Below are 19,137 nucleotides of genomic sequence, written 5' to 3'. Positions count from 1 at the left end.
GACAGCCGAAGGCCCCGGACCTCCCGCTTCAGCGTTGACGGGTCCTGCCGTAGCGGTTGGCGTAGAGGTCACGCACCATGCAGATCTGGGTGCCGTGGTGGCTCACCTCGTTGAGCATCGCGGCGAGGGCGCGGTCGCCGCGCTTCCAGGGATGTCCCGGGTAGTCCCGCTCGAGCATCTCGTCGGTCGTGATCTTGAGCGCTTCCCTGAGCGCGGCCCAGCCGTCGTCGAATCGCGCCAGGCCCTCGTCGACGGTCGGGATGATCGTGTGGCTCCACATCTGGTTGTAGACGTCTTGTGTCGGGGTGGTGGGGCCGCCGACGATCTCGAGTTCGGCGAACAGGCCCGGCGCGGCGCCGAAGTGGTTGAGCAGCCAGTTGATCGTCGTCATCGGTATGACCACGGGCCGACCGTTCATCTCATCCGTCGCCAGGTCCCAGTCGCATTCGACGACCCATTCGCCGTTGTCCTCGGTCCAGATGTGCTTCGTACGTTGCTCGCCACGCCGGCGGATCCCCCACGCACCCGGGTGCGGCTCGAAGTCGAGCTCGTCCTGCACGAGGTCCTTCCGCGCTCGGTCGAGCGTGTAACTGTCGATCAGCCCCATCCAGGTAAGGAAAACGTCGGCGCGCTTGCCCGTCATGAAAGCCGAGCCTGGCATGCGTTTGCGGCCTCCGGCAAGGTTTCGGGCCGCGAGGCTGGGCTAGCGCCTGGCCACGACCAGGATCCGGTCGGGACTGCGCCGTCCCACCCCTGGCCGGACCTCGACCCGCGTGAATCCGACGCGGCTCAGGCCCTCCTGAAGCTCGGCCCGGGTCCACGGCACCATCGCGAACGAGTACTCGTGCACGGCGATCGGTCGGCCGTCGGCGGACCGAAGCTCGTAACGTTCCTCGACCTCGATCCGGCCTCCGTGCCAGGTCGGTCGGCTGGAGAACGTCAGCCGTTCTCCTCCCGCGAGTTCCACGGTCTTGGCACGCCACTCGGCGTCTGCTCGCAGCGCCGAGGCCTCGCGTTCTCTGACGTCCAAGATCAGGAATCCGTCCTGACCCGTGATCTTCGCGAGAGAACTGAGCGCCGCCGCGCGCTCGGCGTCTTCGACAAGATCGTTCAGCACGCCACGGCAAACCACGGCATCGTAGGTCTCATCGGCCTCCAGCCGGCAGAGGTCGGCGCGGAGGATGCGGGCGTTCGGGCAGCGACGCGAGGCAACCGCCAGGAGTGCCGGCGACGCGTCGAGGAGGGTCACCCGATGGCCCAGGGCAGCCAAGGCCTCACCGTGCCGCCCGGTCCCGCAACCGGCATCCAAGATCGATGCGCGCGTGATCCCGGCGCCCTGGAGCCGTTCGTGTACGGCCTCGACCCACGGCTCGACCGGGTCGGTGATCAACGCGTCGTAGGCGTCAGCGTGCCGGTCGTAGAACGGTCGCTCCGTCGCAACTCGGGCCGATCGAGAGGTCATGACCACAGTCTGGCAGGCCGTGACTGGGCGAACGCCGCCATGATCAAATTCGTCAGGAAACGGGCTCCGGGTCTGTACGTAGCTTGCGCGCCGCGGGATCGAGAACCAGCCGGATGCCGACCAGGAGCATGGGGATCGCCGCGATGGCGAAACCCCAGCCGATGGAGTGGGTCAGAACGCCGCCGAGCAGAGCGATGGACACCGGCCCGAAGATGACGCGCGGCAGCCCGATGAGGCTACTGATCCGCCCCAGGAACTCCCGCGGGGTGCGGGTCTGGATGAACGTCGGCAGGGCCACATCGCTCGAGTAGGCGACGCCGAAGCCGACCACAACCAAGATCGCGGAGGCGACGAAGATGTTCGGCGATACGCCCAGCAAGGCGAAGGCGGTCGCCTCGACCAGGGTCATGCCGATGATCAACAAGCCCCAGCGGCGCGGCAGGCCGGTGATCGCTGCGGAGATCGTACCGAGAAGCTGTGCGACGCCCCAGGCAGAGATCAGCGTTCCGAGTGCCACGGCGCTGGCGGAGAAGGACTGCGCCAGAGCCGGCAGGCCGACGGCGAACAGGCCGCTGTAGCTCAGCGCGGAGGCGCCGACGATCAACAGCACGATGCGTACTTCATGGCTCCGTCGCGCAAGCCGCAGACCCTCACCGATCTCCTTGATCACGACAGCAGCCGAGATCGGCTCCCGCGGTGCGGCCTCACGGCCCGGCGCCGCGCGCGCCGTCATGGCGGCGACGAGGAAGGTGAGCGCGTTCAATCCGATCGCCACGGCCGGCCCGAGCCACGCCGTCAGGAGTCCACCGAGCAGCGGTCCGATGATCATGACCGACTGCTCGACCGCACCCTGGAGCGCGTTGCCGCGCGGAAGCTGCTCCGCTGGCAGGAGGAAGGGCAGCACGCTTTCGGACGCCGGGCCGAAGAAGGCGCCCGCGACACCGATCACCACGGCGAGTACGTAGAGCTGCCACAGCTGGAGGTTCCCAGTCCCGGCCAGAACGGCCACCGTTCCGACGGCCAGTCCCCGAACGACGTGCGACCAGACCATGACGGTACGGGGCGAGACCCGGTCCGTGATCGCGCCGCCGAACAACATCAGCAGACCACCCGGGATCGCCTGCACCAAGAGGATGGACGCGAGTGCAACGACGGAACCGGTCTCCTGAAGCACCAACCAGGCCAGCGCGACGGCGAACGCGGCGTCACCGATCATCGACAGGCCCTCACCCGACAGCACAACGGTGAAGCGTCGATTCCGCAGCGGCGCCATTGCCTGATCAAACACGACCTCTCCCTCTCGGTCGAAGATCTGGGCAGTCTCGCACGACCGGCAGCAAGATCGACATCGAATAATCCGGATCGCCAGCCTCCGGCACCCGGGCCCACCGCTCAGCCATCAGCCGTTCGGCATTGATTGGTTCTGCTTGACGACGATTGCCAGCTCGGCCCGGAGGGCATCCCGAAGTGGGGTGTGTTGCGGGCCAAGGCGTGTCGCGGGATCGTGCCACCGTTCCTTCGGGTGGCGGGCCACCTGATGGAATCTGACGGCCGCAGGCTCCCACTCATATCGCGGCCAGATGTGCGCGTGGAGCTTGGGCGTGAGATTTCCCTGGATCTCCAGGTTGATCCGGCGGAAATCGGAATCGCGTTGGCAGACCCGCTCGACCGCCTCACCGACGGCCTCCATGTCCGCCAGGAAGGCGACTCGAGCAGAGCGGGGCAGATCGGTCAGGCGGTCTACGCCCGGGACGCCCGAGAGAAGAAGGCTGTATCCGGGCAGAAATTGTGCCTCCCCGATGATAGCTCGCCCCGACTCAAGGTGTGCTAGTAGCTGAAAGTCCTCGTCCGCTGGAATATCGGATTGGTGAGCAGGCATGGCGAAACGATAGTCACACAGGCTGCGAACTCGGGGGCCGGGCAGAGCAGTCCCGTGCCAGAGCGCCTGCATGGTCCAGGCGACGCGAATTGGACAGGATCCGCCTATGGCTACCTATTGTTACCCGTCAGATCCTCGCCCATAACTGCTAATGTATTCAGCATGATCGAGCTTTGGGAGAATAGACGCTGGAAGATTGTCGTGCCGGAACGTGCAATGACTCGAAGCCATTTGGCGCTCGTTGATAGGTCACCTGATCACCATTTCGATGATGCCGCTGCAAACGAGCTGCTCGACGCTTATCGCAGGTCACGGTCGGCACTTTGGCACACTCTCGAGGCTCGCGGTTTCGGCATCAGCTTCTCCGCGGGCTGGAAGCCGGACAGGATTGGAATTGGTGAGCCTGAGCCGCTTACCGCGGGTCCTGCAGTTCACATCTTTGGCCGGTATCCAGGTGAGGAGATATCTCCGAATCGCGTCATGGCCATTCCGCGCGAGGACCGAGATTCCGTCACGGTTGATGATGAAACGCTTTCAGCGTTAGCGCGGGCGCTCGGCGATGCACCAGAGGTGACTATTCCTGCCCCCTCTGACTCTGAGTGCGATGGTTGCTGGCCTGAGGTGCTCATGAAGCAGGAGCGTTGGAGGGCCGATGGCGTGAGGGTGATCCGACCCAGGGGCGTGATGATTGAATCCCAAGTCATCCTGTTGCCGCTGCGTCATGTCGTGAGCATTGGCGATTTGACGGGACCGGAGGTCGTATCTATGGGTGCGCGACTCAAGGAGGTGCGCAATCAGTTCGATAGCGCATCGGGAGCAACCGGCCTCAGTTGCTTTGCCAACGACGGATTGGCATCACACCAGGGAACGCCACACGTTCATTTGCACGTGTTCGGCCGATCACACGACGAGGCCGTCAACCCTTTTACTCTGTTGACAAGACGGCTTACCAGCTCACCGCCAGCGGGATAGACATGGTTTGTCCCGAATCTCGGCAATGCCCACTGGTTCCTTCGAACGCGGAACTCGGGAAATAGATCAGGTGTGCCCCTGGTGGACGGTGCCGTCGGGTCCTATGCGATCCTGAGCGCTGCCTTGTCGACGTTCCCTCTCCTACACCAAGATCAACTCGTAGGTGGGCCACCGAACACCCAGTGCGCAAGGGTTGTTCCGGCTCCGCACCTGTGATCTCCGGATCAGGTCAGCGCCAGGTCGACCAGGTCGGGATCGTCGGCGGTGGCGCGGCCGGCCACGATGATCTTGGCTAGGCGCCAGGGTTGCTCCACCTCCAGGAACGGAAGTTCCGAACTCATCCATTCCTCCCAGAAGCTCTCCACGCCCGCCGCGTCCCGGATCCCGAGCTCCAGATCCCGGGCGATCCCGCGGACTCGGGCGTCCGTGAAGTCCGACTGCACCCAGACCACCGCATCGGCCCAGGCCGCGATGCTTGCCCGGCCGGCGCCCACGCCCTCCACGATCAGATCCCGGCCGGGCTCCACCACGATCGCGCCCTCGCGCCCCTTCCCGGCCCAGCCCGGTGGTCGGTAGCGGACCGGTTCGTTCCGCCGTACCGGCGCGATCACGTTCTCGATCAGTTCGGAGTCCCAGCGGAAGAACGAGTGGTTCCAGGCCACGTCGTCGGTGTGCACCAGTTCCGACCCGGCCAGGGCGGACCGGAGTCGACCCGCCAGGGTCGTCTTCCCGCCCGCGCTGCGCCCGTCGACCAGGATCACCCGGTTACCGGCGGTCCGGTCGGGCAGGTCCAGCCGGTCCAGCAGTTCGGTGGTCGAGGCCCGTTGCCAATGGGTGATCACGGGTTCCGTGGTGCCTTCCGGCAGCTTCATCAAGGTCTCCTACCCAATCGATCACTCGCGCGGTGGGACTTCCCTAGTGTGGCGCCCATGACCACCTGGCAGGAGTTCGCGGCCGCGGCGCCGCGGGTTTCGTCGATCTTCGCCCGTCGGCATCAGCAGGCCGACCGGCTCTGTCTGCTCGGCACCCTGCGCTCCGACGGCTATCCACGGATCAGTCCGGTCGAGCCGTGCATCTTCGAAGGCCAGCTCGTCATCGCGGGCATGCCCGGCACCACGAAGTTCCTCGACCTGAACCGCGATCCGCGGTTCACGCTGCACAACTCGATCGACGATCACGACCGAGCGATCGCGTCGTCGGTCGAAGGGGACGACCACGGTCTCAAGATCACGATCTGGAAGGCCGGGGAGCCGGAACAGGTCACCAGCCCCGGGCAGTCCGGCCAGGGCTCACCTGCGAGACTGCTGCCGTGACCGAGTTGACGCTGCTGCATCAGGGCAAGGTTCGCGACATCTACACGGATCGGCCCGGTGAGATCCTGCTCGTCGCGTCGGACCGCGTGTCGACGTTTGACGTCGTGCACCCGACGCCCGTCCCGGACAAGGGAAAGGTGCTGACGGCGCTCTCCCTGTGGTGGTTCGAGCAGTTCGCCGACGTACCCAATCATGTGCTGTCGGTGACCGACGTCCCCGAGCAGTTCGCCGGCCGGGCGATGCGCTGCCGGCAGGTCGAGATCGTGCCGGTGGAGTGCATCGCGCGCGGCTATCTCTCCGGCACCGGTTTGAATGCCTATCGGCAGTCCGGCGAGATTTCCGGGGTACGACTTCCGGAGGGCCTGGTCGAGGCCTCGCAGCTGCCGGAGCCCGTGTTCACGCCATCCACGAAGGCGCCCGTCGGTCAAGGGCATGACGAGTTGATCACCTTCGAGCAGGTCGTCGGCCTGGTCGGCGCGGAGACCGCCGCGAAGCTGCGCGACCTCACCCTGGACCTCTACACGCGCGCCGCCAAGCTCGCCGAGAGCCGGGGCGTGATCATCGGCGACACGAAGTTCGAATTCGGCCGCACGCCGGACGGCGAGATCATCCTCGCCGACGAGATCTTCACCCCCGACTCGTCCCGCTTCTGGGCTGTCGACGAATGGGAACCCGGCCGCCCGCAGAACTATCTCGACAAGCAGTACCTGCGGAACTGGGTCGAGACGACCGGCTGGGACAAGACGCCGCCGGCGCCCGAACTGCCGGCCGAGGTAGTCGCCGAGACGCGACGCCGCTACATCGACATGTACGAGCGCTTCACCGGCACCACCTGGTCCAGCTAGCGCAACGCTTGAGTGAATTTCCGCCGGTCAGTCACGGCCGAAATTCACTCAAGATCTCTAGCCCGACGGGAACAGCTCGGGGGACATCGCGATCGGTGTGCTGACATCCACGACGGTGCCGGCCGGGTCGCTGGTCAGGAACCTCCGTTGACCGTACGGCTCGTCGCGGAGCCCGAGAATGATCGGCAGGCCGAGCTGTTCGGCCTCCGCGAACACCTGGTCGACCTCGTCCACGACGAAGTTGATCACGCCTGCGCCCTGGCCGCGGATCGTCGGCGGGACCAGTTCATGATCACGTTGCCAGATCGCGAGCTCGGCAGCCTCGTTGCCCGGCGCCTTGAGATTGGCGAACCTCCGCGACCGCCCTGGCCACCTCAATGAACCTGCGTGCCTGCGACCCGACCCGGTCCGGGACGTCCGCGAACAACGGAGACCCGGCGGAGCGCAACTCGTCCATCCGATCCGACAGTCCGGCCAGAACACCGAACGGGTCCCGATCCGGTACGGACGTCGGCGGCGACTCCCGGCCGACGAAGTGCTCGACGTCGTGGAGCGCGCCGAGCGTCGCGGCCAACATCGGCATCGAACCGGCGTGGCGCGCCGCGGACTTGGCGTTCCACAACAGCGTCATCCAGAACCATGGAACGGCGTGACAGGCGATCTCGAAGACCGTACGCTCCGGAGCCGGGCCGGGTCCAGCCGGTTCGGTCGCCGACGCCTCTACCGGCGGAAGCTCCCGGTCGATCAAGATCACTGACTCGAGCGGCCGGCGCGCGGAGCTGCGGGGCAGCCATTCCCAGTCGACCTGCTGGGGGCCATCCGCCCCTGCGGTCAACGTCGTGAGGAAGGCTCCTCCGGCCGGCGCATTCTGCGGCGCCTCGAGCAGCAGCAGCGGCTCGAGGATGGACGCCACCCAGCGACCGCGAGGTGAGTCCAGCACGTGCCGGTAGTCGACCGGCGACCGCGGACCGCCGGCGATTTCCTTGATCAACTCGTCCGGTACGACGACCACAAGATCAAGATCGCTGAGCGCGTCACCGCCGCCCCGCGCCGACGAGCCGTGCAGCCAGGCCGCGCAGACCCGCTCGTCGTCCGCCAGGGCGGCGGTGATCGTTTCCAGCAGGCGTCGACGTTCGTCGAGACGCCGGCCGGTGACGTCGTGCAGGGTTCAGCCGAGGGTCTCGGTGAGGAACCGGTAGCTCTGCGCGATGCCCTCGAACGTGTCGCCCTCGTAGTGATCGAACTCGACCACCGCGTACGGGATCGCCAGGTCGGAGGTCAACACCTCGGCCAGCGGGACGTCGCCCTGACCGGCCGGCTGCTGATCATTCGGCAGCTCGCGGGCGCTGATGCCGGGGCGCATCGGGCCGTCCTTCACGTGCACCGCGATCACCCGGTCGCCGAGCTTGCGCAGCAGCGGGATCAGGTCCGCGCCGCCGGCGAAGGCCCAGTAGAGATCGACTTCCAGCAGCACCGACGGGTCGAGCTGCTCGGCGAAGAGCTCCAGCACCGGGCGGTCGTCGACCTTGGTCGTCAGTTCGTGATCATGGTTGTGGTAGCCGACCTTGAGGCCGAACTCCTTCGCCTGCTCGGCGCGCTCGTTGAGCCGCTCGGCGTTGCGCTTCACGTCGTCGGCGGTCGCCCACCGGTCCGGAGCGACGAACGGATCGATCACCACCTGCACCCCGAGGGCGTTGGCCGCGGCGAACGTCTCCTCGGCCGGCGGTACGGACAGCAGGCCGTCCGGCGTGGCCACCCCGGCCTCCTCCAGCAGCAGCGCGTGCGCGGTCGGCGAGCTGAGGCCGTACTTCTCGAAGGACGCCTTGAGCGCATCGGCGCGGCGAACGAAGTCGAACGCCTCGACGGTCTTGAAACCGATCTCGGCAAGCTTCGCCAGCGAGCCGTCCAGGTCGGCCTCCAGCTCGGGGTGGATGGAATACAGCTGTACAGAGATCTCGGGCGTGGCCATGCTGATCATCCTCACGTGATGCGGGCGGAAAGGCCAGTATCTCGCGACGCCTTCCGCGGTCTGCTACCGGGCGAGACTGAACGTCACGGTGGACGATTCACCACGCTCCCGACCGTCAGCGGCCACCCTGACCTCGGCGTTGAGCGAGCCGTCAGCGACGCCCGGGATCCCCAGCGGATCGCAGTCGGCCGGGATCGTCGCGGTGCCGTGCCAGGTCGCCACGACCTTGGATTCGGGCGGAGTGAGGGTCGAGCCCGGCACCCGGAAGGACACCGTCTCGGCGAATTTCGCGTTCTGGCACAGGGCTTCGATGATGATCTTGGTCTCGACCGCCCGCTTGCCGTAGTTCCGGAAGGCGAGCGACAGCTGCAAGGTCTGACCGGGCCGCACCAGGTACTGACCCTCGTCGTTGGTCGGCCCGTCGACCTCGAGTTCCCCGGAGTCGGCTCCGTCCAGCGCGCCGACAGCTGCGGACGGCGCCTCGAAGGGTCCCTCTGGTTCCGACTGCGTAGGCGGGCTCGGCTGCGGCGCTGGTTGCTCGGCGGTGCACGCCGTCAGCGCCAGTACGACGAGCAGGGCGACCCCGCCACTCCGCAGTCCCATGACGGCACGCTACCGCCGGATTCCACGGTTCGGGTGAAACGGGCGACGTCAGCCGAGGTGCTCGATCCAGACGTTCGGCTCGACGTAGCTGCCGACCCCCAGCGAGACGGAGACGAACAGCGGGGCCAGGCCGCCGGGAATCGCGACCGGGCCGTCGGCGTCGAGCGGCAGCCCGGTCCAGGTCCGCCACCGGTCCAGGCCGGCCGCGATGGTGGCCGAACACGGAGCGATGGCGCGGATCCGGCCGCCGGCCCGGACGTGGACCCGGAGCCACGGATCGCTGGGCAGACCGTCGTCCCTGGTCCTGCTCGCGTACTCCGCCATCGGGGTCCACGGATCGTCGGCCTTCTGCGGCGGACGGACCGGGGTGATCAGGCGGCCGAATCCGACGTCCTCCGCGTTCTGCCGCAGCGCCTGCAGCGCCCGGCCCGACAGGCCTCGGCGCTGATGATCGGGATGGACCGCGATTTCCAGGGCACACAGCGTGTCCGGGGCGCGACCGTCCAGCGCATCCTCGGACGCCCAGAGCACCGCCTGTTCCCAACCGCCCTCCGGGTACGGATCCCGGCCCTCGACCGTCGACGCGTACGGGATCGTCACGCCGCGGGCCACGCAACTGCCGTCATCGTCAAGGACGGCGACGGAAAGTTCCGGCCAGCGACGGGCCAGTCTCGGCCGCGACACCAGCTTGGTGATCAGGTGGCCGGCCATGAAGCCACCACCGCCGCCCTTCCCGTACGGGAGCGCGAACGCCGCCTCCGCAACGGCCTCGGACTCCGCGAGGTTCGTCCAGCGCATGATCGCCAGTCAACCAGCCCGGACGCCGCCGGCGTGTGAGAATCGGGGCCGTGGAGTTCTCCGAGATCGCCGCCGAGCTGTACGCCGGGTCGCCGGACGGTTTCGTCGCGCGGCGCAAGGAGCTGGCCGACCAGGCCAAGAAGGAAGGCGACAAGGAGCTGGCCAAGCGGGTCGGCGCCCTCCGCCGGCCGACCAAGTCGGCCTGGCTGGTCAACCTGCTGGCCCACCACGACCCGGAGCGGATCGAGTCCTGGCTCGAGCTGGGTACGGCGCTCACCGAGGCGCAGCAGCGGCTCGCCGGTGATCAACTTCGGGAACTCAACCAGCAGCGCGCGACGGCCGCCCGGCAGTTGTCCCGGCGGGCAGCCGAACTGGCCAAGGAGGCCGGGCAGACGACCACCGACACGGCGCTGCAGGAGGTCTCCTCGACCCTGCAGGCCGCCTGGACCGATCCCGAGTTGGCCGAGGCGGTCCGCAACGGCTGGGTGCACCAGGTGGTGGCCTACGGCGGATTCGGACCGTTGTCGCCCGGGCCCGTACCGGCTCCTGCCCCGGCCAAGTCCGCCAAACCCAAGCCGGACGCCAAGGACACGAAAGCGGAGAAGGCTCCGGCGAAGCCGAAGACCGAGGATCCCGAGGTACGGAAGGCCCGCGAGCAGGCCGAGCGGAAGCGGGCCGAGCAGGCCAAGCTGCGCAAGGAACTGGAGGCGGCCAAGGCGGAGCTGGACGCGGCGGCCGAGGTCCTGACCGGACTGCGGGAACGGCAGGCCGAGCTCTCCGAGCAGCTCAAGCGGGTCACGGCCGAGGAGCGGGAACAGGCGAAGGTCGTCGCCGAGTTGCGAGCCCGGGCAACGACCCTGCGCCGCGACCTGCCCTGACCCGGACATGCCTTGAGCCTGCCGAAGGGTTGCCCCTCGACAGGCTCAGGGAGCGGGGGATCAGGAGTCGGCGGACTTGCCGGCGACGACGGCTGACTCGGGCGAGACCGACTCCAGGTCTTCGTCGGCCACCTCGGGCAGCCGATTCCGGCCGGTGAGCCGGCCGACGACCTTGTCGATCACGAAGCCGATGATCATGGCGGCGACGATCGCGACGGCGGCACCGAGGATCGGGTTGTCCTTCACCCAGTGGCCGGCGACCGCCCCGATCAGGATCGAGTACGCGGCCCAGGACGAACCGGCCAGGATGCTCAGCGGGAAGAACCGGCGCCAGGAGAAGCCGGTCGCCCCGGCGGTCATGTTCACCGCGACCCGGCCGACCGGGATGTAGCGGGCGGTCAGGATCAGCAGCGCACCGCGGTGCTGCAGCTGCCGGTGCGCGAAGTCGAACACCTTCGCGACCCGCGGCCGGCGCATCCAGGCGAACCGGCCGACGCCCAGCTTGCGGCCCATCAGGAACGCGATGTTGTCGCCGGCGATGGCGCCGATCGCAGCCACGATGGCCACGCCGATCACCCACGGCTGCCCGGTCGCGATACCGACCGCGGCGAGCGCGACGACCACCGACTCACTGGGGATCGGCGGGAAGAACCCGTCGATGCAGGCCACCAGCAGCACCAGCAGATAGACCCACGGTGAGCCTGCAGCCCCCAGGATGAATTCGGTCAGCGTCTCCATGTCCACTATCCAACGCAAATCCGCCGGACAGCACATTGAGGTAGTCACCCGAATCCGAGTCGGGTTAGCCCTACCCGGAGCCAGGGTCCGGGGACACCCCGACCCTGACTCGCAGGGTTGTGATCAGGGCAGTTCGAAGACGATCGCGAGCGGGGTCTGCTGGCTGCCCTGGCCGAGCGGGTTGTCGGCGAACATCTCCTCGTAGACCTGCGGCTCGCCCGGCACGTCCTGGCCGAGCGCGTTCCGACCAAGATCATTTGCGTCCATCACGACGGTGCCGGCGAACGTGCTCGCGTACGGCTCCGGGAGCAGCGGCCGGATCGCCGCCGTCAGCTCCGCGGCGACCTTGTCCGGGTCCTTCGGCGGCAACTTGGCCGACACGTTGGAGGGGTACGCCGAGTACTCGGTCGGCCCGTCGATCGCGCGCACGTCGTGCCCGACCAGCTGATAGAAGACGCCCGACTTGCCGGCCAGCTTGCCGACCACACTGCCGGCCGACGCGAACAGGATCCGCGGCAGCCCGGCCTCGCCGATCGCCAGCTGCATGGTGAACGGCGACCCGAGCCCGATCCCGGTCGGGGTCCGGGTGACGAAGCGGGACAGCACCCGGGCCGCCCAGCTGACCTTGATGTCCCAGACGAACATCGAGCGGCCCTGGGTGATCGCGACGATCTTCTCGCTGATGAAGAAGTACCAGCGGCCCGTCGTCGCTGCCCGATGATCTTCGTCCGTCGTACCGCCGAGGGTCTGGAAGAACTCGCCGACCCGTTCGACGACTCGTCCGGTCAGATCGTCGCTGGCGCTGAAGAGTTCGGTGCGCAGCGGGTAGCGCCGGACCGAGCGGCCGTTCGGCAGGACAAGATCAAGTTCCTTGCCCTCGTTCGCCTCCAGGTCGGTCTTGATCTTGACCTCGGGCGCCGGCTGGGCCTTGTCGAAGAACTCGCGGCACCAGAGTTCGACGTTGAGGATGCGCCAGAACACGGCCGCCGCCGGGCCGGTCGGACGCTTGATGAACGCCTCGAAGGACTCCACCACCGCGGTCTGGTCGAAGTAGCCGCGGTTCGCGAACGACTCGCTCATGAACACGTCGTAGACGGTGTTCTTGATCCGCATCAGCCAGTCGGCCTGCGCCGGTTCGCTGTCGACCTGACCCGGCCCGTCCAGCAGTTTGATCAAGGTCTCGTCGTCCTGGCCGAGCAGCCAGCGGACCGTGTCGAGGTCCAGGTACGGCAGCGCGAACCGGGTGCCGAAGTGCTCGGCCGTCTTGGCCAGCGACCGCAGCCGGTACGGCAGCGAGGTCGCGGTCAGCGCGTCCACCCGGAGCCGGCCCGGCTCGCTGGCCAGCGGCGCCGGTCCCTCGTCGGAGTAGCGGGACCGCAGCTCGTCCGAGAGCAGGCTCACCGACAGTTCGGTCCGGCCGCTGCCGCCCGCACCGGTGACGGCACGGACACCGCCGCGCACCGCCGCGCCGGCCAGCAGCACCGCGCCGGCGATCCGGTTCGCCGACGGCGCCGTACCCAACAGCAACTGCGCGGCGCCCTCCGCGCTGATCAAGGTCTGCAGGTCCGCGCCGTCCTGGGCCAGCCGGTAGTGCAGGTAGGCGGCGGCGGAACCGGTCGGCTCTTCCTGGACCCGGATGAAGTCCGACCAGTCCGCCTTGAACTGGTCGGCGGTCAGCCGCACCCGGCCCGGCAGCGGAGCGGTGCTGGCCTGCGCATGGTCCGGGTACTCCGGGGAGAGAGCGGTGTCGGCCAGACCGGACAGGGCCGCCGAGCCCGGCCCGGCGACGACCACGGCCGCGGGCTGGTCGGGCGTCCCGACGGTCGCGGTCAGCCGGCGGCGCAACTCGTCCGCGGGGTCGGCGGCCGCGGCGGACGGGTCGGGACGCAGCAGGTCGGAGACGTGGCGCGGGGTGGGGCGGAGCAGTTCGGTGCCCGCGCGCAGGAACGCCTGGCGCCGGACCCCGCTCGGCTCGGCGATCAGGGCCTGACCGGGCAGCACCCGCTCGACGCCCTCGAAGAACGTGGCCGGCTCGTCGTCCAGCGCGCCGGTGGAGAGATAGCGGTGCACCACCCGCGGCGACGGCGACGGCTCCGGCCCGTCGGCGAGCACGGCCGCGATCGTCGATCCGTACCGCACCCGGCAGCCGTCCGCGTCGTGCCGGAAGTAGAGCTGTTCGACCCCGAGCGGATCCCGCGCCAGCACCAGCCGGTCCGCGTCGGAGACCGCCAGCGCGAACGTGCCGGCCAGCCGGCGGAACCCGTCGATCCCCCAGATCCGGTACGCCTGCAGGGCCAGCGTGGCGTCGTCCGCCCCGGAATCGGGCGCCGCCTCCGGGTCGGCCTGCCGCATCTCCGCGATCAACGCCTCGGTGCCCGTGAGCCGGCCGCTGAACTCGATCGTCCCGTCCGACGACGTCAGCTCGGCACAGTGGTACGACCCGGCCAACGCGATCATCGAAACGTCCTTACATCCAGGGGGCTTTGGGGGCCGGACGATCCTACCGAAGCGTCCGACCGCCCGACCTTAACGTGCGCCGACCGCTGACCCACACAACAACGAACTCAAATAGCCGACGTGGCTCGTCAGCATGTCCATCGGCAGGTACGGCAGCAGCCGATGCCAACTGTTGTAGCGATGCAGCCGTCCGATGACCATCGCCGGCTCGACCAGCCGCCGCAGCTCGGCGCGCGGCGCCAGGTCCGACCAGCACTCGAGATAGGCGTCGACCAGCCGGTCCAGCCGCGGGTCCGCGCCGGCCGCGGACCAGGGACCGCAGGACCACTCCTGGGCGAGCACCACCAGGGTCACGTGCAGCACGCAGAACGGGTGGCCCCAGACCGCGTCGCCGAAGTCGAAGAACCGCAGTGGCCGGCCCGGTTCGGCGGCGAACGCGTTGTTCTGGTGCAGGTCGTTGTGCTGCAGCGACAACGGGATCGGCGTCTCGGCGAGCCGCTCGGCGGCGGCGACCAGCACCGGCCGGTACGCGACGGACCGGGCCCGCAGCTCGGAGCCGGCCCGCAGCGGATGGCCGTCCGGCAGCGCGGCGAGGTCCGCCACCTGGCCGGCCAGGTGTTCGGCGGACCGGGCCGGCTCCAGAGCCGGCAATCCGGTGCCGACCAGCTCGGCGCCGTGGCCGGCCAGGTGCCGCTGCAGCTCGGCGTACTCGGTCAGGATCCGGGTGAAGCCCGCCTCGTCGGGGCCGCCGGACTCGCGCACCGTACGGCCGCCGTCGGGGCCCAGCAGCCAGCCGCGGTCGGCCGCCACCGCGACCGGTGCCAGCACCCGGCCGGGCGCCAGCTCCGAGAGCCGGGCGACCAGGGCGGCCTCGAAGGCCATCGCGGGGTTGTTCTCCTTGAACCAGTACCGGCCGCGGTCCGTCGGCACGACCAGCTGGGTGGACCAGGGCCGTACCCGCGGCTGCTCGATCGGCCCGGTGACCGCGATCCCGGCCGCCGCGAGCCGGTCCCGGATCCAGGCCTCCGCCTCGGCCCGCCAGGCCGCGCTGGTCCAGACCGCCACCAGGTCGTGCCGTGCGCCCGTACTCATCCGGGCATCCTGACAGCCGGGCCCGGCCGGAGCGAGGGAGATTTCGGCTTGACCGCCGCGATAGCCTGTCTCCCCTGGTGGAACGCGAACCGTCGAAGGATCGCCGGAGGTCAGCGGGGGTTACCGACCCGACGACCGGAAGGCCACGACGATGAACGCGCAGCTCCCGCCCCCGATCCCCCGCCTCGACCCGGCCCGGCTGATCGCCGCCCTGGCCGCACAGCACGGCATCCACCTCGAGCTGATCGGCACCGCGGCCGACGGCGAGGTCGGCGCCGCCTACGTCCGCTGGCCGGACGGCCGGGACGGCGTCCTGACCACCGTCGGCGATGACGACCCCGCGACCGGCGACCGGCTCCGGGAGACCGCCGACATGCTCGAACTCGCCCGCTCACATGGGCTGCCGGTGCCCCGCTACGACCTCGTCGCCGCGGTGCCCGAGCCGGCCGCCCACGTGGTCGTCCAGGAGCGGTTGCCGGGCGCCCCACCGCAGACCGTCGACCCGATCCTGCTGGACCGGATGGTCGCGGAGACGGACCGCTGGGCCGGGCTGCTCGCCGACCGGCCGGCCGAACCGCTGCCGCTGTACCTGACCGGGAGCGGGCCCGGCTTCTGCCTGCACGAGTCCCTGGAACGGTACGACCAGCGGACCCGCCGGCTGCTGGCCGTGGTGCACGAGATCGGCCAGACCGGGCCGGACGTGATCACCGGCGACGACCTGGTGCACCTCGACTTCCATGCCGGCAACCTGCTGGTCGACCCTGACGGGCGGATCACCGGCATCGTCGACTGGGACGGCTGGGCGCGCGGTGACCGCGGCTTCGCGCTGGTCGTGCTGGCGTACGACCTCGCCTGGCGGCGCAGCGATCCGGCGGTCCGGGCCCGGCTGGCCGAGTTGATCAACCTGACCGTGCCGCCGGACCGGCGACGCCGCTACGACGCGTCGCTGAGCCTGCGCCAGGTGGACTGGTCGATCCGGCACCACGGCCGGGCCGAGGTCGACTTCTGGCTGGACGTCGCGGCCGACCGGCTCGACCCCTGCTGACTCAGTAGCGCAGGTAGGCGCGGCGGACCCGGCGGAACTCGGCCAGGTCGTCCTGCCAGCCGGCGACGATCGCGGCCACGTCGTCGCCGGCGTCCACCGCGAGCCGGACCCGGTCGGAGCCGGTCAGGTGGTCGATCCACCACTGCGGCTTCGCCTCCGTACCCGAGTTCAGCCACGCGAAATCCTTGGGATACAAGGATTTCAGCGTGACCAGCAGCGCGATGCCGAGCGCGACCGCGTCGACCTGCGCCGGGTCGGTGACGTTGAGGTCGACGCCACCGCAGTTCTTGCCCTGGTAGGTGGAGAAGGTCGGCGTGAAGTAGGCCTCCCGGAACGCCAGTCCGGGCAGCCGGCGGGCGGCCAGCTCGGCCGCCCACCGGTGGTCGATGAACGGGGCGCCGACCAGCTGGAACGGGCGGGTGGTGCCGCGGCCCTGGGACAGGTTGGTGCCGGAGAAGAGGCAGCTGCCCGGGTAGACGTACGCGGTCTCCAGGCTGGGCAGGTTGGGCGACGGCAGCACCCAGGGCAGTCCGGTCCGGTCGTACGAGAGCTCGCGGCGCCACCCCTGCATGCGGCGGACGGACAGGTCGGCCGGGCCGCTCGGCCGGCCGGGCAGGAACTCGGCGTTGAACAGCTCGGCCAGCTCGCCGACCGTCATCCCGTGCTGCTGCGCGATCGGCGCCCGTCCGATGAACGTCGCGTACTCGGGCTGCAGCACCGGGCCGGTGGCACGACGACCGGTGATCGGGTTCGGCCGGTCCAGCACGACGAACCGCTTGCCGGCCAGCGCGGCCGCCTCCATCGAGTCGAACATCGTCCAGATGTAGGTGTAGAAGCGGGCGCCGACGTCCTGCACGTCGAACAGGACTGTGTCGACCTCGGCCGCCGTGAAGAGATCGGCGAGGTCCTGGCCCGACGTCTCGAACGTGTCGTACACCGGCAGGCCGGTCCTCGGGTCGGTGAAGAAGTCCTCCGAGTCGTTGGCCTGGGCGGTGCCGCGGAAGCCGTGCTCCGGCCCGAACACCGCGACCAGCTCGACGTCGTCGCTCTCGGCCATCACATCGACGCCGTGCCGGAGGTCCGGCAGCACCCCGGTCGGGTTCGTGATCACTCCGACCCGTTGCCCGCGAAGATCACGGAAGCGGTCCTGGACCAGGAGCTCCAGGCCGGTGCGGACCCGACCGGGCTGAGCCTGCGCCGTAGGACCGAGGCCGAGGGTTCCGGCCAGGGCGCCGGCGCCGATCAGGGCTCCACGTCTGGTCATCGTCATGATCAGGAGGCTAACGGCGCCCGGTGACCAGCGGCTGACGTACGGGTGTCGGCTTGCTGGCGTACCGTGACGTCGCATGGAGAACCGGGAGCCGAAGTCGCCGAAGATCACCGCCGTACGTCTCGGCGAGCTGAGGCGGCCCGACCCGCGGGACGTGCTGGACGGGGACCTGCGCGAAGGCGAGCAGTATGTCCGGGCCGACTTCACCGACCGGGACCTGACCGCGACCTCGTTCACCGGCTGCGAGTTCGAGGGCGTGCAACTGCTCGGCGCCGACCTGCGCGGCGCCCACTTCACCGGCGGCCGCTGGAACGACGTCGACGCGCCCGTGCTGCGCGGACCACGGACCGGCTGGCGCAACATGATCATCGAGCGGTCCCGGATCGGCTCCGCCGAGTTGTACGAGTCGAACTGGCGCGACGTGACGATCTCCGAATGCAAGCTGGGCTTCCTCAACCTGCGCGGCTCGGAATGGCGCGATGTGATCATCACCGACAGCGGGATCGACGAACTCGACCTCGGCATGTCCAAGATCAACCGGCTCACCTTCCGCAACTGCCGGATCGGCACCCTCGATCTCACCGAGGCGAAACTGACCGATGTCGATCTTCGTGGCGCCGACCTGTCGACGATCAACGGCCTGGCCGGGATCGCCGGCGCGACGATCAGCGAAGATCAGTTGATGCTGATGTCCCGGCTGCTGGCCCGGCATCTCCGGCTCAACGTCCTATGACTCCTTGGCGGCGACTGGCGGGCCGAGCCGATCAAGGTCATCAACGGCATCACCGAGGGCATCCGGTCGCTCGACAGCACCCTCGCCGAGGCCGTACGGCTGGCCCGGAAGCAGGGTGTAACCTGGGCCGAGATCGGCTCGGCACTCGGCGTCAGCCGGCAGGCCGCCTGGGAGCGCTACTCGGTGGACTGACGTGGTTGACTCGATCAATGATGATCACCGAGATCAACCTCATCGTCGAGGACCTCGCCCGGAGCCACGCGTTCTACTCGGCCCTCGGCTGTGAACTGCGCCCGGTTTCCGACTCCGACGAGGACACCACGGCCTGGCTGAGCGATGGCGGACCGGTCCCGGTCGCCTTGCACAGCACGGAATTCGCCGCCTGGTGGGACTCGTCCGAACCACCCGTCGCCCCCGGCTCCACCACCATCGACCTGACCCTCGACTCGGCCGGCGAGATCGACGCCCTCCTGGCGACCGCGGAACAGTCCGGCGGCACCGTGATCGCCGCGGCCCGCCCGATGCCCTGGGGCCAGCAGTACGCGATCTTCGCCGACCCCGACGGCTACCGCTGGGGCATCAAGTCCCCACCCCGCCAAGCCTGACGCCACCCGCGACTACTGCAGCCTTCCGCGGCCGATCCCGCGCCGGCGGCGACTGGTCCCGACCCCGCGCCCAACCCAACCGCGCCCCGACCCAACCGCCGCCCGACCCTCGACCAAATCCCAACCCAGCCCACGTCAGCACCCCCGCCCCACGACCAAACCCAGCCCAACCCAGCCAACACCCCCAACCCACAACCAAACCCAGCCGAACCCAGCGATCACCCTCAACCGCGAGCAAACCCAGCTCAGCCGCGACTGTTCCTCCGATCCGCGACCGCTGCACGAGTCGCGGATGGAGGCAACGGTCGCGGGTGCTCCGAGGAGATCGGCGGGCTTGGCTGCCGGGGAACGGGGGGTGTCCCTATGTCTTGTGTCAAGCAGCTTGGGCTGTCCGCGGTTGGTAGGGGGTTCCGGTTTTGAGCATGGTGTGGAGGACGTCGCAGCGTCGTCGGGCGAGGCAGATGAGGGCGGCGTTGTG

General features: G+C 69.0%; 21 protein-coding genes. 7 read left to right on the top strand and 14 right to left on the bottom strand.

All coding sequences use genetic code 11. The features are described from left to right. Positions 1 to 28: 28 nt before the first annotated feature. From ACFQU4_RS33715 to ACFQU4_RS33700, 4 genes are all read right to left on the bottom strand, one after another. Positions 29 to 643 (bottom strand): DinB family protein, encoded by a 615-nt coding sequence (locus tag ACFQU4_RS33715; RefSeq protein WP_377500715.1) that lies wholly within the window; start codon positions 641 to 643, stop codon positions 29 to 31. A gap of 60 nt (positions 644 to 703) precedes the next feature. Then, the gene (locus ACFQU4_RS33710; protein WP_377500713.1) at positions 704 to 1,462 is read right to left on the bottom strand and encodes a class I SAM-dependent DNA methyltransferase; all 759 of its coding nucleotides are present in this window, start codon (positions 1,460 to 1,462) and stop codon (positions 704 to 706) included. A 52-nt stretch (positions 1,463 to 1,514) separates the two neighbouring features. Further along, positions 1,515 to 2,735 (bottom strand): MFS transporter, encoded by a 1,221-nt coding sequence (locus ACFQU4_RS33705; RefSeq protein ID WP_377500711.1) that lies wholly within the window; start codon positions 2,733 to 2,735, stop codon positions 1,515 to 1,517. A gap of 126 nt (positions 2,736 to 2,861) precedes the next feature. Continuing rightward, positions 2,862 to 3,341, bottom strand: coding sequence for a diadenosine tetraphosphate hydrolase (locus tag ACFQU4_RS33700; RefSeq protein WP_377500709.1), 480 nt, complete (start codon positions 3,339 to 3,341; stop codon positions 2,862 to 2,864). 162 nt (positions 3,342 to 3,503) lie between these two features. Between ACFQU4_RS33700 and ACFQU4_RS33695 the strand changes: the two genes are divergently transcribed. Beyond that, positions 3,504 to 4,313 carry an HIT family protein gene (locus ACFQU4_RS33695; RefSeq protein WP_377500707.1) on the top strand — a complete coding sequence of 270 codons (810 nt, stop codon included), beginning with the start codon at positions 3,504 to 3,506 and terminating at the stop codon, positions 4,311 to 4,313. Positions 4,314 to 4,537: 224 nt separating this feature from the next. Here the strand turns inward: ACFQU4_RS33695 and ACFQU4_RS33690 are convergent, their stop codons facing one another. After that, positions 4,538 to 5,185, bottom strand: a complete 648-nt coding sequence (locus tag ACFQU4_RS33690; RefSeq protein ID WP_377500705.1) for a uridine kinase — start codon at positions 5,183 to 5,185, stop codon at positions 4,538 to 4,540. 57 nt (positions 5,186 to 5,242) lie between these two features. On the opposite strand from ACFQU4_RS33690, the gene ACFQU4_RS33685 reads away from it, so the two are divergent. Beyond that, positions 5,243 to 5,626, top strand: coding sequence for a pyridoxamine 5'-phosphate oxidase family protein (locus ACFQU4_RS33685; protein ID WP_377500703.1), 384 nt, complete (start codon positions 5,243 to 5,245; stop codon positions 5,624 to 5,626). Continuing rightward, positions 5,623 to 6,471, top strand: coding sequence for a phosphoribosylaminoimidazolesuccinocarboxamide synthase (locus tag ACFQU4_RS33680; RefSeq protein ID WP_377500701.1), 849 nt, complete (start codon positions 5,623 to 5,625; stop codon positions 6,469 to 6,471). The genes ACFQU4_RS33685 and ACFQU4_RS33680 overlap by 4 nt, the downstream gene beginning before the upstream one ends. Before the next feature lie 57 nt (positions 6,472 to 6,528). Here the strand turns inward: ACFQU4_RS33680 and ACFQU4_RS33675 are convergent, their stop codons facing one another. From ACFQU4_RS33675 to ACFQU4_RS33655, 5 genes are all read right to left on the bottom strand, one after another. Then, positions 6,529 to 6,849 carry a VOC family protein gene (locus ACFQU4_RS33675; RefSeq protein ID WP_377500699.1) on the bottom strand — a complete coding sequence of 107 codons (321 nt, stop codon included), beginning with the start codon at positions 6,847 to 6,849 and terminating at the stop codon, positions 6,529 to 6,531. Next, the gene (locus tag ACFQU4_RS33670; RefSeq protein ID WP_377501009.1) at positions 6,764 to 7,570 is read right to left on the bottom strand and encodes a nucleotidyltransferase domain-containing protein; all 807 of its coding nucleotides are present in this window, start codon (positions 7,568 to 7,570) and stop codon (positions 6,764 to 6,766) included. Before ACFQU4_RS33670 ends, ACFQU4_RS33675 begins: the two co-directional genes overlap by 86 nt. A 69-nt stretch (positions 7,571 to 7,639) precedes the next feature. After that, entirely contained in the window at positions 7,640 to 8,440 is an 801-nt protein-coding gene (locus tag ACFQU4_RS33665) for a sugar phosphate isomerase/epimerase family protein (RefSeq protein ID WP_377500697.1), read from the bottom strand. Between the two features lie 63 nt (positions 8,441 to 8,503). Further along, on the bottom strand, positions 8,504 to 9,043 hold the full coding sequence (locus tag ACFQU4_RS33660) for a hypothetical protein (protein WP_377500694.1): 540 nt from the start codon (positions 9,041 to 9,043) through the stop codon (positions 8,504 to 8,506). Between the two features lie 48 nt (positions 9,044 to 9,091). Beyond that, on the bottom strand, positions 9,092 to 9,841 hold the full coding sequence (locus tag ACFQU4_RS33655; protein WP_377500692.1) for a GNAT family N-acetyltransferase: 750 nt from the start codon (positions 9,839 to 9,841) through the stop codon (positions 9,092 to 9,094). 50 nt (positions 9,842 to 9,891) lie between these two features. Between ACFQU4_RS33655 and ACFQU4_RS33650 the strand changes: the two genes are divergently transcribed. Then, the gene (locus ACFQU4_RS33650; protein WP_377500690.1) at positions 9,892 to 10,719 is read left to right on the top strand and encodes a hypothetical protein; all 828 of its coding nucleotides are present in this window, start codon (positions 9,892 to 9,894) and stop codon (positions 10,717 to 10,719) included. Between the two features lie 60 nt (positions 10,720 to 10,779). On the opposite strand, the gene ACFQU4_RS33645 is transcribed toward ACFQU4_RS33650, so the two are convergent. From ACFQU4_RS33645 to ACFQU4_RS33635, 3 genes are all read right to left on the bottom strand, one after another. After that, positions 10,780 to 11,457 (bottom strand): DedA family protein, encoded by a 678-nt coding sequence (locus tag ACFQU4_RS33645; RefSeq protein ID WP_377500687.1) that lies wholly within the window; start codon positions 11,455 to 11,457, stop codon positions 10,780 to 10,782. 123 nt (positions 11,458 to 11,580) lie between these two features. Beyond that, positions 11,581 to 13,914, bottom strand: a complete 2,334-nt coding sequence (locus tag ACFQU4_RS33640) for a hypothetical protein (protein WP_377500684.1) — start codon at positions 13,912 to 13,914, stop codon at positions 11,581 to 11,583. 69 nt (positions 13,915 to 13,983) lie between these two features. Beyond that, complete coding sequence (locus tag ACFQU4_RS33635) at positions 13,984 to 15,006, bottom strand: phosphotransferase (protein WP_377500682.1); 1,023 nt, start codon at positions 15,004 to 15,006, stop codon at positions 13,984 to 13,986. A 151-nt stretch (positions 15,007 to 15,157) separates the two neighbouring features. Here ACFQU4_RS33635 and ACFQU4_RS33630 point away from each other — a divergent pair, with 151 nt between their 5' ends. Next, positions 15,158 to 16,051 carry a phosphotransferase family protein gene (locus ACFQU4_RS33630; RefSeq protein WP_377500679.1) on the top strand — a complete coding sequence of 298 codons (894 nt, stop codon included), beginning with the start codon at positions 15,158 to 15,160 and terminating at the stop codon, positions 16,049 to 16,051. Position 16,052: 1 nt separating this feature from the next. Here the strand turns inward: ACFQU4_RS33630 and ACFQU4_RS33625 are convergent, their stop codons facing one another. Then, positions 16,053 to 17,321: an exo-beta-N-acetylmuramidase NamZ domain-containing protein gene (locus ACFQU4_RS33625; RefSeq protein ID WP_377500677.1), complete on the bottom strand. Its 1,269-nt coding sequence runs from the start codon at positions 17,319 to 17,321 to the stop codon at positions 16,053 to 16,055. Positions 17,322 to 17,397: 76 nt separating this feature from the next. Between ACFQU4_RS33625 and ACFQU4_RS33620 the strand changes: the two genes are divergently transcribed. Further along, entirely contained in the window at positions 17,398 to 18,054 is a 657-nt protein-coding gene (locus tag ACFQU4_RS33620) for a pentapeptide repeat-containing protein (RefSeq protein ID WP_377500675.1), read from the top strand. Positions 18,055 to 18,263: 209 nt separating this feature from the next. Beyond that, positions 18,264 to 18,659 carry a VOC family protein gene (locus tag ACFQU4_RS33615; protein WP_377500673.1) on the top strand — a complete coding sequence of 132 codons (396 nt, stop codon included), beginning with the start codon at positions 18,264 to 18,266 and terminating at the stop codon, positions 18,657 to 18,659. Positions 18,660 to 19,137: the final 478 nt, after the last annotated feature.

Origin of the sequence: Microlunatus sp. GCM10028923, assembly GCF_042666975.1 — a bacterium.
Classification (GTDB): domain Bacteria; phylum Actinomycetota; class Actinomycetes; order Propionibacteriales; family Propionibacteriaceae; genus Microlunatus.
This window is presented reverse-complemented; position numbering and strand designations above follow the sequence as displayed.